The organism is Paenibacillus campinasensis (assembly GCF_002272015.1).
GTDB lineage: Bacteria > Bacillota > Bacilli > Paenibacillales > Paenibacillaceae > Paenibacillus_AQ > Paenibacillus_AQ campinasensis.
Genome location: NZ_NPBY01000010.1, coordinates 38,970 through 54,112, shown reverse-complemented (window position 1 = coordinate 54,112; position 15,143 = coordinate 38,970). Strand labels below are relative to the sequence as shown.

At 53.6% G+C, this 15,143-nt stretch carries 16 protein-coding genes and 1 other annotated feature; of the genes, 1 reads left to right on the top strand and 15 read right to left on the bottom strand.

What is annotated here, in order from left to right:
- Window positions 1-100 precede the first annotated feature (100 nt).
- The 3 genes from CHH67_RS02935 to CHH67_RS02925 form a co-directional block, all read right to left on the bottom strand.
- Window positions 101-913, bottom strand: coding sequence for a metallophosphoesterase (locus tag CHH67_RS02935; RefSeq protein ID WP_095263487.1), 813 nt, complete (start codon window positions 911-913; stop codon window positions 101-103).
- Window positions 914-1,249, bottom strand: a complete 336-nt coding sequence (locus CHH67_RS02930) for a hypothetical protein (protein WP_244908067.1) — start codon at window positions 1,247-1,249, stop codon at window positions 914-916.
- 70 nt (window positions 1,250-1,319) lie between these two features.
- On the bottom strand, window positions 1,320-1,919 hold the full coding sequence (locus CHH67_RS02925; RefSeq protein ID WP_095263485.1) for a CPBP family intramembrane glutamic endopeptidase: 600 nt from the start codon (window positions 1,917-1,919) through the stop codon (window positions 1,320-1,322).
- Between the two features lie 238 nt (window positions 1,920-2,157).
- Window positions 2,158-2,387, top strand: a binding site (T-box leader).
- A 170-nt stretch (window positions 2,388-2,557) separates the two neighbouring features.
- Here CHH67_RS02925 and serA point away from each other — a divergent pair.
- Window positions 2,558-4,150, top strand: coding sequence for a phosphoglycerate dehydrogenase (gene serA, locus CHH67_RS02920; RefSeq protein ID WP_095263484.1), 1,593 nt, complete (start codon window positions 2,558-2,560; stop codon window positions 4,148-4,150).
- A 104-nt stretch (window positions 4,151-4,254) separates the two neighbouring features.
- Here serA and CHH67_RS02915 read toward each other — a convergent pair whose 3' ends face one another.
- The 12 genes from CHH67_RS02915 to CHH67_RS02860 form a co-directional block, all read right to left on the bottom strand.
- A complete protein-coding gene (locus tag CHH67_RS02915; protein WP_095263483.1) occupies window positions 4,255-5,685 on the bottom strand; it encodes an ATP-binding protein in 1,431 nt (476 codons plus the stop codon).
- Window position 5,686: 1 nt separating this feature from the next.
- Window positions 5,687-6,403 carry a response regulator transcription factor gene (locus tag CHH67_RS02910; protein ID WP_095263482.1) on the bottom strand — a complete coding sequence of 239 codons (717 nt, stop codon included), beginning with the start codon at window positions 6,401-6,403 and terminating at the stop codon, window positions 5,687-5,689.
- A gap of 111 nt (window positions 6,404-6,514) precedes the next feature.
- Window positions 6,515-7,768: a c-type cytochrome biogenesis protein CcsB gene (gene ccsB / locus CHH67_RS02905; RefSeq protein WP_095263481.1), complete on the bottom strand. Its 1,254-nt coding sequence runs from the start codon at window positions 7,766-7,768 to the stop codon at window positions 6,515-6,517.
- A complete protein-coding gene (gene resB / locus CHH67_RS02900; RefSeq protein WP_095263480.1) occupies window positions 7,765-9,465 on the bottom strand; it encodes a cytochrome c biogenesis protein ResB in 1,701 nt (566 codons plus the stop codon). The genes ccsB and resB overlap by 4 nt, the downstream gene beginning before the upstream one ends.
- Window positions 9,462-9,989 (bottom strand): redoxin domain-containing protein, encoded by a 528-nt coding sequence (locus CHH67_RS02895; RefSeq protein WP_095263479.1) that lies wholly within the window; start codon window positions 9,987-9,989, stop codon window positions 9,462-9,464. The genes resB and CHH67_RS02895 overlap by 4 nt, the downstream gene beginning before the upstream one ends.
- A 113-nt stretch (window positions 9,990-10,102) precedes the next feature.
- A complete protein-coding gene (locus CHH67_RS02890; protein ID WP_095263478.1) occupies window positions 10,103-10,873 on the bottom strand; it encodes a pseudouridine synthase in 771 nt (256 codons plus the stop codon).
- A gap of 21 nt (window positions 10,874-10,894) precedes the next feature.
- Window positions 10,895-11,233, bottom strand: a complete 339-nt coding sequence (locus tag CHH67_RS02885) for a peptidoglycan recognition protein family protein (protein WP_095263477.1) — start codon at window positions 11,231-11,233, stop codon at window positions 10,895-10,897.
- Between the two features lie 88 nt (window positions 11,234-11,321).
- The gene (locus CHH67_RS02880) at window positions 11,322-11,855 is read right to left on the bottom strand and encodes a spore maturation protein (RefSeq protein WP_095263476.1); all 534 of its coding nucleotides are present in this window, start codon (window positions 11,853-11,855) and stop codon (window positions 11,322-11,324) included.
- A 6-nt stretch (window positions 11,856-11,861) separates the two neighbouring features.
- On the bottom strand, window positions 11,862-12,494 hold the full coding sequence (locus tag CHH67_RS02875) for a nucleoside recognition domain-containing protein (protein WP_095263475.1): 633 nt from the start codon (window positions 12,492-12,494) through the stop codon (window positions 11,862-11,864).
- Window positions 12,495-12,545: 51 nt separating this feature from the next.
- A complete protein-coding gene (locus CHH67_RS02870) occupies window positions 12,546-13,736 on the bottom strand; it encodes a D-alanyl-D-alanine carboxypeptidase family protein (RefSeq protein WP_155617390.1) in 1,191 nt (396 codons plus the stop codon).
- A gap of 186 nt (window positions 13,737-13,922) precedes the next feature.
- Entirely contained in the window at window positions 13,923-14,387 is a 465-nt protein-coding gene (ytfJ, locus tag CHH67_RS02865) for a GerW family sporulation protein (protein ID WP_095263474.1), read from the bottom strand.
- Window positions 14,360-15,040, bottom strand: coding sequence for a DUF2953 domain-containing protein (locus tag CHH67_RS02860; RefSeq protein WP_095263473.1), 681 nt, complete (start codon window positions 15,038-15,040; stop codon window positions 14,360-14,362). The genes ytfJ and CHH67_RS02860 overlap by 28 nt, the downstream gene beginning before the upstream one ends.
- Between the last annotated feature and the right edge of the window lie 103 nt (window positions 15,041-15,143).

Genomic DNA, 15,143 nt, shown 5'->3' with positions numbered 1-15,143 from the left:
TCGGCTAACGCACCTCGAGCTTATCTTATGTTCGCTTCAAGCGTGCCGGCTCCCAGCAACAAAAAGCCTTGATTCTTCTCGCCATCCGGCGTGAAAGAAATCAAGGCTTTTGCTTTAACGTTATGAGATGAAGCTCAGCGGGGCAGCCTAAACGCAGCGGGAGATGCGATGTACCGAACCCTTTGCTGATCAGGAAAGGCGGCCCGGCAGTCGCCCCGTCCTCCTTGCCGGGGAGGTCATACCAGCCGGCTTTGTAGCTCTGATAGAACTTCTCCAGCTTCACCGCACCTGCAAGCGGAAGCACGATCTGGCCGCCATGCGTATGGCCTGCCAGGACGAGATCGTATGGATAATCAGTTCTGTCCTTCACCCATCTCGGATCATGAACGAGGACTATATGATATCGCCCCTCCCTGTTGCGTCCCCGATACCGGGTATAGGGATGGTATTTTGAGGCTGGCTGCTGAATACCGCTCAGCACGATTCGATGCGCCCCTTTTACAAGCTCCACGCTTTTGTCGCTCAGAAGAACGACACCCGTCTCGCGCAGGATTTGGCGCACCTGTTCTTTACCGGCCTTCAGATCATGATTCCCGAGCACTGCATAGACCGGCGCATACTTGCGCAGCAGCTGCATATTGCTTCTTAGCCGCTCCCAGGGCACGCCCCGTTCCGTAATATCTCCCCCGAGAAAGACGCAATCCGCCTCTTCAAGCCAAGCTCGCAGCTTGCGCTCGGACAACTGTCTGCGATGTATATCTGTCATATACAGAATCTTGTACCCGTTAAAAGCGTCCGGAATGCGGGGCGAACATACCTCTTCCCTTCGCAACCGATACCCGTAAGCTTCCTTGCTCATCCAGCCAAGCAGCCCTGCTGCAGCCGCGGCTGACCCTGCAATCCACTCCCACATCTACAGCAGCTCCTTCAAAGGAGGCGCGCCTTTTACTCCCCACCATACCAGCGCAGCCATCAACAATACAAATAAAATAATCAATGAGTTCACAAACCATTTGCTCATTCGGACACGATACGAGGAATAGGTCCTCGTTCGCATCGGCAGCTCATCAAGCGCCTCCCCTTCCACAGCTGCTCTGCTTGACGCAGACTTCGGCACAGCTTCCGAGGAATTTCCCCGATAGCGGCTGCGCCTGCTCAGTCCGCCGGACGCTGTGGACCCTTCGGATGATGCGGCAACCTCTTCTTTATCATATGCAACTTGTGCATTTGGTGCGTGATTTGCTGACAACCCATGGGGCGAAGCGTCTGATGTTTTCTTGTTCCGGCCCTTATTGCGGCTCCGATGTCTTTCCAATCTGCTAAGCTCTTTCATGGTCCTCTTTCCTCCGAAATCGAATCAGCAGCCCTGATATAAAGTCGATCAGGAAATGGCACAGGATCGGCGCCCACAGCGTTCCCGTGTGGATGTACACATATCCAAGTCCATAGCTGCTCAGAAACACCCAACCCGTCGGCAGCCAATGCCTTAAATATCGAACGTGAATGAGTGCAAACAAAATACTCGTCCAATAGGGGCCGAATGCATGCTGGATAGCCCCCCGAAACAGCAGTTCCTCGCATATCGAGACGACAAGGGCAATCACAAAGATGTGCCACACCGGCCTTGCGCGAAACAGCATCTCATTGATGCCCCCGTCATCCATATCCTCTGAGGAGAAAATTCGCGACAGGACGAAATCTGCCACAAGCATCGTACCTGCCAGTCCGAGTCCCCAATACAGAAAATTCAAATCTGCAGGAAATGCAAGCAGTCCGAGCGGGTTTCTGTTCTGCAGCAGAATCCATACGCCTCCGACAATCAGCGTGATCGCCTGCGTCAAGTACAGATTGATAAGCAGCAAGCGGTCATTCAACTGATGGGCTTCGATTCGTTTGACACGTATTTTGAATTTTTTCATGAATAATTAGCCTGTCTTTCGTCTTTGATTTTATGGATCCATCTTGCATGAGGTCGATTGGGACAGTCAAATATCAAGTGAGTGGCGTCCAAGGTAGGCATAAGCATCATAGCAAATAATTTATACGATATTCAAGGCGACAAGTTTCTTAATCCGTTGAAATAAACCCGTTTCCGATTGGGTTTGACCTATTGACACAGTGTCAGGACCATGATACATTATGAAAAAATTAATCGCGACGAAACCGATGATGGAAAGAAGATGCTGTAACGTCCTCAGAGAGCCGATGGTTGGTGGAAATCGGTGGCGAAAGGTAATCTTTAGCGTTCCTGAGCTATTTCGCTGAACTTGTAAGTAGGCGCAAATCGGATGATTTCCGTTACCAATCATGGTCAATCAGACCGCTTGAGGCTGCCTTATCATCGGCAGCGAATAAGGGTGGCACCACGAATAACTCTCGTCCCTTACTACGGAAGTAGTATGCGGATCGGGAGTTTTTTACATGTCAGACTCTCTGTCACACCACCGCGTCAACACATATAGGCGCATCCCTCTGGCATAACGGAATACGCAGCAATGCGTGCTCCTTATTCAAATATATCATCATGCGAAGGATTAGAAGGAGGACTTGACTATCCATGTTTAAAGTATTGGTATCCGACCCGATCAGTGATCTGGGCATTCAGCAGCTGATGGATGCACCGGATGTGCAGGTAGACAAGAACACAGGATTGACAGAGGACGAGCTTGTTGCCATCATCGGTGAATATGATGCGCTTCTCGTTCGCAGCCAGACCCGGGTAACCGAGCGCATTATGAGCGCAGGAGCAAGGCTGAAGGTTGTAGGCCGTGCAGGTGTCGGCGTTGACAACATTGATCTGGAGGCGGCCACCCAGCGGGGCGTCGTCGTGATCAACGCGCCGGACGGCAACACGATTACAACGGCTGAGCATACGTTCGCCATGATGATTGCGCTAGCCCGTCATATTCCGCAGGCATATGCCAAAACGATCGGCGGCACCTGGGACCGCAAAACCTTTGTCGGCGTCGAGCTGCGGAACAAAACGCTCGGCGTGATGGGCATGGGACGCATCGGCAGCGAAGTTGCCAAGCGGGCAAAAGCATTTGGCATGAGCATCCTGGCCTTCGATCCGTTCCTGACCGAAGAGCGGGCTGACAAGCTCGGCGTAAAGCTGGCTTCCGTGGATGATATTATCCGCCATGCGGACTTCATTACGGTCCATACGCCGCTTACTCCTCAAACCCGCCACATGATCGCCAGACCGCAATTTGAAGTGATGAAGCGCGGCATGCGCATCGTCAACTGCGCTCGCGGCGGCATCATTGATGAGAAAGCGCTCGTGGAAGCCATTGACGAAGGGATCGTCGCCGGCGCCGCCTTCGACGTCTTCGAGCATGAGCCGCCGGAGCAGGATCACCCTTTCCTCGGCCATCCGAAAATCATCGTGACCCCGCATCTGGGTGCATCGACGATTGAAGCGCAGGAGAATGTTGCGATTGACGTGTCCGAACAAGTGCTTCATATTTTGCGCAACGAGCCGTTCAAAAATGCGGTAAACTTCCCGCTCGTGGCCGCAAGCGTCATGAACAAGCTGCAGCCATACTTCTCCCTCGGCGAAAAGCTCGGCAGCGTTGCAGCGCAGGTTACAGCCCATGCCGTAAGAGAAATCCATGTCGACTACGCCGGTGAGCTTGCCGAGGTGGATACGCAGGCGCTTACCCGCTACATTGTGAAGGGGGTACTGGAGCGTCATCTCGGAAGTGAAGTGAACATCGTCAACTCCATGCATCTGGCCAAGAGCCGCGATCTGCATGTCGTGGTCTCCCAGACGCCGAAAACCAAAGACTTCACCAACCTCGTCACCGTCAGCTTGAAATCCCAGAACGGCACGGAGCAGACCGTTGCCGGTACGCTGCTGCTCGGTTACGGAGAGCGCATTGTCAGACTGAATCAATATCCGGTCGATATCTCGCCCGAAGGTCATCTGATCCTCATCTCCCACAATGACAAACCGGGCATCATCGGCCGTGTCGGTACGCTGCTCGGCGAGAACGGCGTCAACATCGCTTCGATGCAGGTTGGCCGTAAAGTGGTTGGCGGTGAAGCGATTATGCTGCTGACTGTGGATAAGGACGTGCCTAGCGACGTGCTGATCAAGCTGGCCGGCCTGTCCGAGCTGAACACTGCCCAGCAGATTGTCCTTGGCTAACAGAGCCCCAACTGTTTCACGAACAACAAGATTAATTCCAAATCTTCAACAAAAAACACGCTCGGGATGAGCGTGTTTTTTGCCATTCTAGAGCATATCATCTATCATTTTGGCGCTTTTGCCGGAATCGTGATTGTAAAGGAAGTGCCCTTCCCTACCTCGCTATCGACGTGAATATTCCCTTTATGCGCCGTGACGATGTTCTGAACGATCGCCAGCCCGATCCCTGTTCCGACAGATTCTCCGCGGACACGGGCCTTGTCGGCTTTGTAGAAGCGGTCAAACACAAACGGAAGGTCCTCTGAAGGGATGCCTACCCCTTGATCGGAGATGACCATTTCGAGCCATTCCTCCGCTTGCACTGACACTCGGTTGACGTTAATGGCAACCTCTTTGCCAGTCGGCGTATGACGAAACGCATTGTCGAGCAAATTGGTCAGCACCTGCTCCAGCCTGTCTTCATCCGCTGACTCCAGCATCAGATGGTCATGCAGCTTGTTCAGGTGAAGCTCAATGCCGCGCTCTTTGGCCCTGACCGCGAATTTCCGGTAGACTCTCTCGCACAGCTCACCGGCATCGACCTCTCTTAGCATCAGTTCCGCGTGACCAGCCTCCATGCGGGTCAAATCGAGAAGATCCTTCACCAGTCGTCCCATCCGCAGCGACTCTTCATGAATGACCTGAATCAACTCCCGGCTCTCCTCAGGCGAGGCGGCCATCCCATCCAGAAGCGCCTCGCTGTAGCCCTGCATCATCGACAGCGGCGTGCGGATTTCATGGGACACATTCGCGATGAAATCGGTCCGCATCTTCTCCAGCTTCACCTGCTCGGTAATATTGCGGAGGACAACGACCGCCCCGCGAATGACATCCTCTGAATAGAGCGGCGCCATATGCGCAGACCAAATGCCGTGCTTGACATGAATGTCCGCGCTTTTATCCTCGCCATCCCTTACGGTGCTATAATACAGCTCGGTAAGCGGCTTGGGCAGCACATCGGCAGCCCAGCCGCCTCCCTGCAGCTCCTCATCCCATTCCAGGCCTTGCCATGCCTTCATGATTTCTTGCCCCTGCGGGTTCGCCAGCACGACCTGCCCATGATTGTCAAAGGTAATGACCGCATCGCTCATGCTGCGCAGCACGCTGGCTAGATGCTCCTTCTCATGATTCAGGTTGCGAATGTTCGTCTCCAGCTCCGCGGCCATATGGTTAAACGTATTGGCCAGTTCGCCGATCTCGTCACTGGTCACCAGATTGAGTCGCGTGCCATAGTTCCCTCTGCGAATTTCGTTTGCCGCTTCGATCAGCTTCTGCATCGGCTGCGTAATTTTGGTCAGCAGAAACAGTCCGAAAAAGGTCGTCATCGAAAAACCGATAATGGATACGTACGTAAACAGCCGCTTGATTGCCATTGAATTGGTGAACATCGTGTCAATATACGGCAGCAGGAATACGCCAAGCGTCAGCAGCACGCAGGCGACCAGACAGGTAATCGTAAGCCACAGCTTGCCGACAAGCGATCTCAGGAAGCCCACGTTACTTCGGAACCTCCAGCTTGTAGCCGACGCCCCACACAGTGGTAATCATCGCGGCCGCCTCTGTGGACACTTTATTCAGCTTCTCACGCAGCCGCTTCACATGGGTATCCACCGTTCTTAAATCGCCGAAAAACTCATAATTCCAGACGTCCTTCAGCAGCTCTTCACGGGAAAACACTTTGTCCGGCGAAGAAGCCAGATAATGCAGCAGCTCATATTCCTTCGGGGTCAGGCTGATTTCATGCCCGCCTGCCGTGACGCGATGCGCATCATGCTCAATGACCAGATGCGGAAACACAATGCTGTTGCTCGGTGCCGTTTCCTTTGTCAGATAGGCCGTCGCCGACGAACGGCGCAGAATTGCCTTCACCCGGTAGATCACCTCGCGCGGGCTGAACGGCTTGACAACATAATCATCTGCACCGACCTCAAACCCCTGAACGCGATTGATTTCTTCTCCTTTTGCCGTAAGCATCAGAATCGGCGTAGACTTGACCTGGCGCAAACGGGAGCATACCTCCACGCCGTCTATGCCGGGAAGCATGACATCGAGAATGACCAGTCCGTAATCTTCGGACGTCGCCTTGCGCAGAGCGGTTTCACCATCCTCCGCCTCTTCGATTTCATATCCTTCCTTCTCTAGATACATCTTCAGCAACCGGCGAATCCGCTCCTCATCATCCACGACCAGAATCCGGCTTTCATGCTCTGACATCCGCGACAACTCCTTCATATAGGATAGGGAAAATCAGAAGCGGCCCTCCACACCTGTATGAGGGCCCTTCTGATTTGCCTTTCAATGCTATTCGGTTATTGATGTTTCAGCTTAATCCGTACCTGCGTACGAATGCAAGCCTGCAATAATCAAGTTCACCCCAACGAGCGTGAACATGACAACGATAAATCCGATGACGGACAGCCACGAGGAATACTTCCCCTGCCAGCCGCGCGACAGCCGGAAATGCAGGTAAACACTGTAGAACAGCCAGGTAATAAGCGCCCATACCTCTTTCGGGTCCCAGCCCCAGAATCGGCCCCAGGCAATTTCAGCCCATATCATCGCAAAGATCAACCCGCCAAGTGTAAATACCGGGAAGCCGATGGCAATCGCCCGGTAACTGATCTCATCGAGATCATCGGGATTGAGCCGCTTCAAAGCAGGTTGAATAAACAAGGCGATCGGTTTGCGCAAAATAAGACGGAACAGGCCATACAAAATGGCACCGCTCAGCACGGACCACAGCACCGTATTGAACTTCCGGCCCGCGTTGACACCCTCCATCCAGGACGGAGCTTCAAACAGCGGCGATTTCATGCCGAGGAAAGACGTCATGCTCTCGGTTTCGCTGTTGTAAGGCGCCACAAGTGGCGGCATGCTGTATTCCACTCTTACTATTGTACTTGTTTCTGTCTCCGGGTCAACTTGCGGCTGGTTGAAGACGGCTTCGTAGCCACCAGCGCGGAAGCTGTATACCGATACGATAAAGCCGATCAGCACAACGATCAGGAACATGCATAGCTCCAGCCACCGCTGCTCCCTGCGGGAGCTTTTGCCGCTCTGGCTGAAATCCACCGTTCTGAGCAGGTGCATCAGACCAGCGATAAAACCGACGGCAAAGAATGCGTCGCCAAGCGCAGCCAGCGTGACATGAATGCCGAGCCAATAGGACTGCAGCGATGGAATGAGCGGCTGCACTTCCTGTGGAAACACCGCCGCATAGGCCATGATCAGAATCGTCAGCGGCAGCGCGAACAAGCCGAGCAGCGATTTTTTGTAAATGAAATACAGAATAAGAAAAGCGATCATGATGGCCAGCGCCATAAACGACATAAACTCATACATATTGCTGACCGGAACATGCCCAGCGCCGGCCCAGCGGGTAAAGAAATAGATCAGATGACCGACCAGGCCGAGAACGCCTGTTATAAACGCGATTTTGCCCCATTTCGCCAAATGCGCCTCCGGATCCCGCTTGCGGAATCTGCGTCCCATCACAGCGATGGTGTACATGAAAAACGAAGCACAGTATAGAAAAAAGGCCGCTATAAACGCGTCGCTGCTGATTTCAACTAGCGTCATGATTGACTCCCCCTGTTATTATCCAGTGACTTTTCATCGACATCGATCCCCATCTGCTTCAGAATGGCCGATACCTCGCGTCGCAGTCCGAACCAGTTCTTGTTCGTATGCGCTCCGAGCGTCAGAGTACCCTCATCAATCCGCAGCCAGATTCGGCGGTGGTGGAAGTAAAAGCCCATGACAAGGCCCACCATGCCGATGAAAGCTCCAACCCATATGAACGGCATCGCTTTGTCCACGCGTATGTTCAAATAAGTTGTTGATGCGGCAAAATCCACATCCTCCATGCCTTGCACATCCAGGTCGAACAGAACTTCGCCGCCGGCCAGCTGGGCGTTAATGGCGTCCTGCTGGAAGCGCTCCTTGTCCACCTGCTTCGGGAAGTAGAAATATCGGATGCCCTCGCCCGGCAGATCAGGACCTTCGATCTGGAACAGATAGGCCGGCGCATTCGGACGTGAAGACAGATTGACAGGCTCTCCGTTATCGCCAAGGCCGAAATCCTGATAATACTCTCTCAGTGTCAGGCGGTACTCCCCTGCCTCATATTCCTTGACAGGATCACCGATCGACAATTCGATCTTGCCGTATTCCTCGCCGGTCTTGCGGTTTATGAGCACCGGTGAAACTGAACGCAGGATCGGCGTCAGGTCATAATCGAATTGATACGCTTTCAGCCCTTCATAATTCAAAGGCTTATTTACTTCGATGTTGTGACGGGTTACCTCCACCAGCTCCGGCTCTGCAGCCGGGTTGTCGCAATTAGCATCGCATCGGTACAGAATGGCCTGCGTTTCAAACCTTTTGGGCAGCACCTTTCCCCGTCCCTTGAATTCATTCGGCAAATCATCCTCCGTGTAGAATTCAACCTCGAATCCGTCATTCATCAAATAATAGCTCGTATTCTTGATATGCACCGGCTCCCCTTCCGGGAAAGCCATATGCTCGTCCATATGCAGGCCGGGTAAATTCCGAGCCAGTACCGCCAGCAGAAATACGATAAGCCCAATGTGCAAAATATAAGGCCCCCACCGGCTGAAACGCTGTTTCTCGGCCAGGAGAGTGCCTCCATCTGTACGGACACGGTATCCTTTCTTGCGGATGACCGGCTTCACACGCTCGACCCATGCAGCTCCATCTTCCTCAACAGCGCCTTGATACACGACCTTCTGCCGCGTCAAAAACGACATGTGCTTCGGAATCCGCTGGCGGCTTAGCGCCTTGTATAGCGGAAGGACCCGGTCCAGACTGCAAATGACCAGCGATGCGCCGATCATAATCAGCAGCAGGACAAACCACCAGGACGTATATGTATTCGACAATCCGAGCAAGTAATAGATATGCCCTATCGTTCCGTACTCTTGCTTGTAATAAACCGACCCGTCGATATTCAGGAAGGTGCTCTCCTGCGGAAAAATAGTGCCCAGCGACGATCCGATCAATGTAATCAGGATCAGGTAGATCGCCACTTTGACAGAGGAGAAGAAGTTCCATACCCGGTCAATCAGACCGGGATTGGCCTTCTGCGACCTGCGCGCAACCCCGTCATACCGCATCTCCAGAATAGGCTGTGCCTCCGCTTCCTCCGTCAACGGTTTGCCGCATGCTTCACACAGCACCGTACCCACCGGATTCTGATGGCCGCACTCGCATTTCGTATTCTGGATCAAAGATTGTGATTTAGGACCTTGACTCATTTTGCGTTCACCAACTGTTCGATTTGTTTGTCAAGGGTGCTCAAATCAAGCTCGCCAATCCGGATATGGTTGATCTTTCCGGAAGCCGTCACGAAGAAGGTTGTCGGCATGGGGCCAACCCCGAACGTCTTCACCGCTTCCCGTTTCGGGTCCCTTAGTATCGGGAACTCGACACCGGTTTTGGCTACAAAATTTTCGACTGTCATGTTGTTCTCGCCAACGTTAATGCCGATGATTTCCACCCCCTGGCTTCTCCACTTCTCCCACTGTGCCTGAAGGGCAGGCATTTCCCGGACACACGGTGGACAGTATGTGCCCCAGAAATTGATCACTCTGGCCTTGCCATCGTACTGGCTCATGGTATGTACTTCGCCGTCCATGCCCAGGAGCTGAAAATCCGGGGCGCGTTCCCCTTCCTTGGGCACGCCGTCGGAACCGAACACCACGGTGGCTACAGCGTATATTCCGATCAGAACAATCGCCAGCAGAATGACTACTTGTACGCTTTTTTTAGACTTTCCCATTGTGCGATAGCTCCCTTTCCATGACTTTCATCATATGGACCCTGAGCGGGTTGTGAACATCCTATGAACATTATAACGAAAAATGTCACAAGCGCCGCTCGCCATTTTGAATATTATGTGTCGGGTTTTTGCCTCTTCGCCTTGGGATTCGCCTTCGGTTTGGCCGCTTTGGCCATCTGCTTCAGATGGTTGATCTCATCCGGCGTCAGATGACGGTACACGCCGCGCTTCAAGTTTTGCAGCAGCAAATCACCGTAGGCAATCCGCTTGAGCCGGGTCACCGGATGGGATATCGCGTCAAACATGCGCCGCACCTGACGGTTGCGCCCTTCATGTATCGTGATCGTGATGACGGCGAATTTGTTGTCCGGATCGACATCCTTGTATTCCACCTCAGCCGGCGCTGTCATCCCGTCCTCGAGCATGATCCCTTGACGGAGCCTGTCCAGGTCCGTGCCGTGAGGCACCCCCTTCACGGTTGCCAAGTAGGTTTTGGGCACGTGATATTTCGGGTGGCTCAGCATATTGGCGAACTCGCCGTCGTTGGTCAAGAGCAGCAATCCTTCGGTATCATAATCAAGCCGTCCGATCGGGTATACCCGTTCATTGACCCCTTTCAGGAAATCGGATACGATTCTGCGTCCCTCCGGATCGGAGGAGCTCGTAATGACACCCTTCGGCTTATTCAGCATCAAATATACTTTCTTCTCGTTTTTGATCGGTTTCCCGGAAACCGTTATGATATCCTGTTCGGGATCGGCCTTCGTGCCCAGCTCGGTTACGGTCTCACCATTCACCTGCACCTTGCCTTCAAGAATCAGTTCCTCGCACTTGCGGCGGGAAGCTACTCCGGCCTGGGCCATAATTTTCTGTAATCTCTCCATGTCTTTTAGGTCACCTCATCCCTAATGATAACCATCGGCGGGATAAATCACAAGCGAGTTCCACGGAAATTGCGCTCCCGGGCAGGAGCTGGAGTGGGGAATCAGGTATAGCGGAGACATTTGGTAGAGCCGGGAAAGCTCCATAATGATTTTGCTGGCGGTGAACAGCTGCTCTTTCTGGGCGCTTGTCATCAGGTTGTAGTCGCGGTCAAAATCCCCTTCGAGCGCAATGCAAATATACCCCGCACGGCTAGGTGCGGGGCTGGGCGTCACCGTACCGTCAGCGCGAATCAGGAAATCCCAGCTTCCATCGTCTTTCCCGCAGACGGTATGATGAATGATGAATCCTTCGAGTTCCATGCCATCACTCCTTCAGCTCGGGCTTGAAAGCAGTATATGACAGCGATGGATTGCAAGTATGGGCGAATATACTCCTGCATCGATTTTATTAGCCAAACACGATTAAACATACGGCAATAGCGGCAATAAACCCGACGATATCCGAGAAAAGACCGACCTTGAGCGCATATCTGCCGTTGCGGATGCCTACCGCGCCAAAATAGACCGTCAGCACATACAGCGTCGTGTCGGTGCTTCCCTGGATCGTGGAGGCGATGCGACCAATCAAGGAGTCCGGGCCATAGGCGCGAATCAGCTCGGTGGTGTAGGCCAGCGACCCCGTCCCGGTCAACGGGCGGAGCAAGCCGAGCGGCAGCACCTCGCTCGGCACCCCGAGCGACTGCAGAAACGGGCCTGTCCAGCCCACAAGAAATTCCAGTGCTCCGGAAGCGCGGAATACGCTGATCGCCACCATCATGCCAACGAGATGGGGGATGATCTGAATCGCCGTGGAGAATCCGTCCTTCGCCCCATCAACGAAGGATTCGTAGACCGGTACCTTGCGCGTGGCAGCATACAGAGGGATGAATGCTATGATGATCGGAATCGACCAGGCCGAAATTACGTTTAACCATGACAGCAATGTCCATCACCCTTTCGCATCCGTACTCAGACCGGCCCCAGCCCCTGGCGGCTTCGCCTTGTGAAACGTCCTGAACCGGTACCAGCGGTCCGCAGCAATGGCAGCTGCGGTAGCAATCGCCGTAGCCAGAAGTGTGGTGCCTACGATTTCGGACGGGTTGGCAGAATCATAATTGAGCCGGATCGCAATCAGCGTCGTTGGAATCAACGTAATGCTGGCCGTATTCAGCGCAAGCAGCGTGCACATCGCCGGCGTCGCCGTTTCCTTGTCGGGATTCAGCTTCTGCAGCTCCTGCATCGCCTTGATCCCCATCGGCGTTGCGGCATTGCCAAGCCCGAACAAATTCGCGCTCATGTTAGACAAGATATACCCCATCGCCGGATGGTCCTTCGGCACATCTGGAAACAGGAATCGCACGACAGGGCTGAGCAGCTTCGCCACCTTCTTCAGCAGGCCTGCTTCCTCCGCCAGACGCATCATCCCGAGCCAGAACACCAGGATGCTGATCAGGCCGAAGGAGACGGTCACACCGGTCTGAGCGCCATCGAAGGCCGCCTTGGTTACGCTGTCGATATTCCCGTTCACGGCGGCGAAGACAAAGCCAATGACAAGCATCCCCATCCATATCCAATTGATCATAGAACTAAGCTCCCCCCTCGTAACGATGCGGCGTTGTGCTTGCTGAAGAAATCAGTTCCGCTCCCCGCCAAACAGCGATTTCAGCACTTCACGGGCCGATTCCCACAGGCTGAGTGCGCCATATGGAGCCGAGGCGGACGCTGTGCGCTGTCTTAACTTCTGCTGTGGAATATCGGGAATTGGGCTGCCTTCAGCATAAACGGGAACCTGCCCAATCTTCTGACCCTCGAGCAACAGCTCGATATAACCGCGCATGCCGAACGAAAGATCCGGATTGCCAGGCTTGCGGAGCACCAGCTTCTTCACCAGCTTCTCCTCTTCACCATGAGCGAACGGGTAGATGAAATCACGGCCGCTTACGAGACTCTGGCCTTGAATCTTCTGGCCCTTGACCGTAATTTGCTTCAGCGGGAAATGCTCGAAGCCATAGTCCAGCATGGTTGCATGGTCGTTCCAGTCGTTGCCGTCGTTCAAAGTGACTGCGGCGATCTGCTGCCCGCCCCGGGTTGCAGAGCTGACAAGACAGCGGAACGCTTTTTTCGTATACCCGGTCTTTACGCCGTCAGCCCCTTCGTAGAACCGAAGCATCTTGTTTTTGTTGTCCCACTTGTAGTCCCATGAAGCATTCGGATTCGGCGCTCGCTTGGTCGGAGTTTTCACAATCTCGCTAAATATCGGGTTTTGGAGGGCATAGGCGGTCAGCATCGCGAGATCATTGGCTGATGAGTAATGCTCATCATGATCCAGGCCATGAGGGTTCATGAAGTGGGTGTTGGAAAGTCCTAGCTCGGCTGCCTTCTCGTTCATGAGCAGCACGAACCCTTCCTCTGTTCCGCCGACATGCTCGGCGATGGCGGTGGCAGCGTCATTGCCCGAACGAAGCATCAAGCCGTACAGCAGGTTCTCCAGCGTCATCTCCTCCCCCAGCTTGAGGAACAGCGATGAGCCTTCCTTGGCAAACGCATTTTTGGATACGGTAACCCTGTCGCTCAGCTTCCCTTGCTCAATCGCCACAATCGCGGTCATAATTTTAGTAAGGCTGGCAATTCGCAGGCGGTCATCCCCGTTTTTACTGTACAGCAGCCGGCCTGACGTGACGTCAATGAGTGCAGCAGCCTGAGCATGATTGGGCGGCCCATTCTCGTGATGCGCATAGGCCGGAAGAGCGGTATAAGCGAAGCATACGACGGTCATCATGATCGCAAGCAGCGATCTGCAGGCAGTCCGATTGAACATGTTCATTTTTATAATCCTCCGGTGTTCGGAAATCTTGTACAAGTATATGTACTTGTCTAATGAGGTATGTCCATATTCAAGATAATGTGGTCCAGAAACATAAAATGACGGGTCAGGCAGACGCCTGCACCGTCATTTTATGTTTGAAGCATGGACGTTACATCAATGTTCCGCTAGCAAGCAGCTGGACGTTTAAGAATACGTTGGCTCGCTTGAAGACGAGGAAGCCGAAGCGGATGAGGAACCGCCCCCGCTTTGGAACATGGACTGAACCTGCTCCAGCAGGTACGGAGTCGCATCGATAATGCGTTCGAACAGATGCGTCTGGTTGTCCAGCGGCACGATATGAACGCCATCCTTTCCGACGACGAGAAAAGCAATGGGACTGATGGTCACCCCGCCGCCACTGCCGCCGCCGAACGGAAGTTCGTTGTGATCCATGGACGAATGATCAGCGGAAGACCGGTGATCCCCGCCTGCCTCGACGTTGTAATCACTGCCCCCGGCCGCAAAACCAAAGGCCACCTTGCTTATAGGCAAAATGACGCTGCCGTCAGGTGTGTTTACAGGGTCACCAACAATCGTATTGACGTCCACCATGCCCTTGATGTTCTCCATCGCGGTTTGCATCAAGCCTTGAATTGGGTGTTCTGCCATGATTTAATTCCTCCTTTCATCTTTAACACGCGAACCATAAGTACCAGTCCAGCATACATAGCTTTACCGCAGGAGATTTCCGCTATGCAGCGCATTTCGGTGGAAATTTGCGGCGGTCCGTTAAATATGGGCGATATGTCAAGCTGCGGAATTTGCTCCATCTTCAGCTTGTACGATACCCATCCAAGCAGCGTATGCTTGATGCTCCACATCAGTCCGGTGGCAACCGCGGTTTCGGCCGCGTTGTCCAGCGCTACCCTGGTCGTCCACTTGAGTTCCTTCAGGCGTATCCGGGTCAAGGTTCGTTTCATCCATCGCTTGAAGCTCGGCGATTTGGTAAGGCCGCCGTTCAAACCTCGCAAGGGGAAGGACATCGGAATCGATTTGGCCGGTTCGTCCCCGTCCTCCTCCTGCTCCTCCTTGTCCGGCACTTCCTTGATCTCCAGTTCAACCGCCCCGTTCGCCACCTTAACCGGAATGTCGTATTCCCGGCGCAGCAGCCCAAACAACATGGTGATGCGTATGTTTACTTTGCATTCTTTGGTGCTAAGACGTATGCCGAAGCTCATCGTAATCATCGAGCTCAGCACGATCAGCAGCAGGATGACGAACAACAAGACCAGCCCGATCGCCAGTAAGACCCAGATGCTCACACACGTTACCTCCAGACAATGAATATACCCGTTGGCTTAGTATGGCAATTCGATCGTAAAATGATGCGGATACTAAAAAACACGGTGCGCCTGATCCAGCGGG

What these genes read in the sequence shown, in the direction of transcription:
- CHH67_RS02935 (WP_095263487.1), bottom strand. Translation starts at nt 913, where the DNA reads ATGTGGGAGTGGATTGCAGGGTCAGCCGCGGCTGCAGCAGGGCTGCTT.
- CHH67_RS02910 (WP_095263482.1), bottom strand. Translation starts at nt 6,403, where the DNA reads ATGTCAGAGCATGAAAGCCGGATTCTGGTCGTGGATGATGAGGAGCGG.
- ytfJ (WP_095263474.1), bottom strand. Translation starts at nt 14,387, where the DNA reads ATGGCAGAACACCCAATTCAAGGCTTGATGCAAACCGCGATGGAGAAC.
- CHH67_RS02890 (WP_095263478.1), bottom strand. Translation starts at nt 10,873, where the DNA reads ATGGAGAGATTACAGAAAATTATGGCCCAGGCCGGAGTAGCTTCCCGC.
- CHH67_RS02875 (WP_095263475.1), bottom strand. Translation starts at nt 12,494, where the DNA reads ATGATCAATTGGATATGGATGGGGATGCTTGTCATTGGCTTTGTCTTC.
- resB (WP_095263480.1), bottom strand. Translation starts at nt 9,465, where the DNA reads ATGAGTCAAGGTCCTAAATCACAATCTTTGATCCAGAATACGAAATGC.
- CHH67_RS02895 (WP_095263479.1), bottom strand. Translation starts at nt 9,989, where the DNA reads ATGGGAAAGTCTAAAAAAAGCGTACAAGTAGTCATTCTGCTGGCGATT.
- CHH67_RS02925 (WP_095263485.1), bottom strand. Translation starts at nt 1,919, where the DNA reads ATGAAAAAATTCAAAATACGTGTCAAACGAATCGAAGCCCATCAGTTG.
- serA (WP_095263484.1), top strand. Translation starts at nt 2,558, where the DNA reads ATGTTTAAAGTATTGGTATCCGACCCGATCAGTGATCTGGGCATTCAG.
- ccsB (WP_095263481.1), bottom strand. Translation starts at nt 7,768, where the DNA reads ATGACGCTAGTTGAAATCAGCAGCGACGCGTTTATAGCGGCCTTTTTT.
- CHH67_RS02885 (WP_095263477.1), bottom strand. Translation starts at nt 11,233, where the DNA reads ATGGAACTCGAAGGATTCATCATTCATCATACCGTCTGCGGGAAAGAC.
- CHH67_RS02870 (WP_155617390.1), bottom strand. Translation starts at nt 13,736, where the DNA reads ATGAACATGTTCAATCGGACTGCCTGCAGATCGCTGCTTGCGATCATG.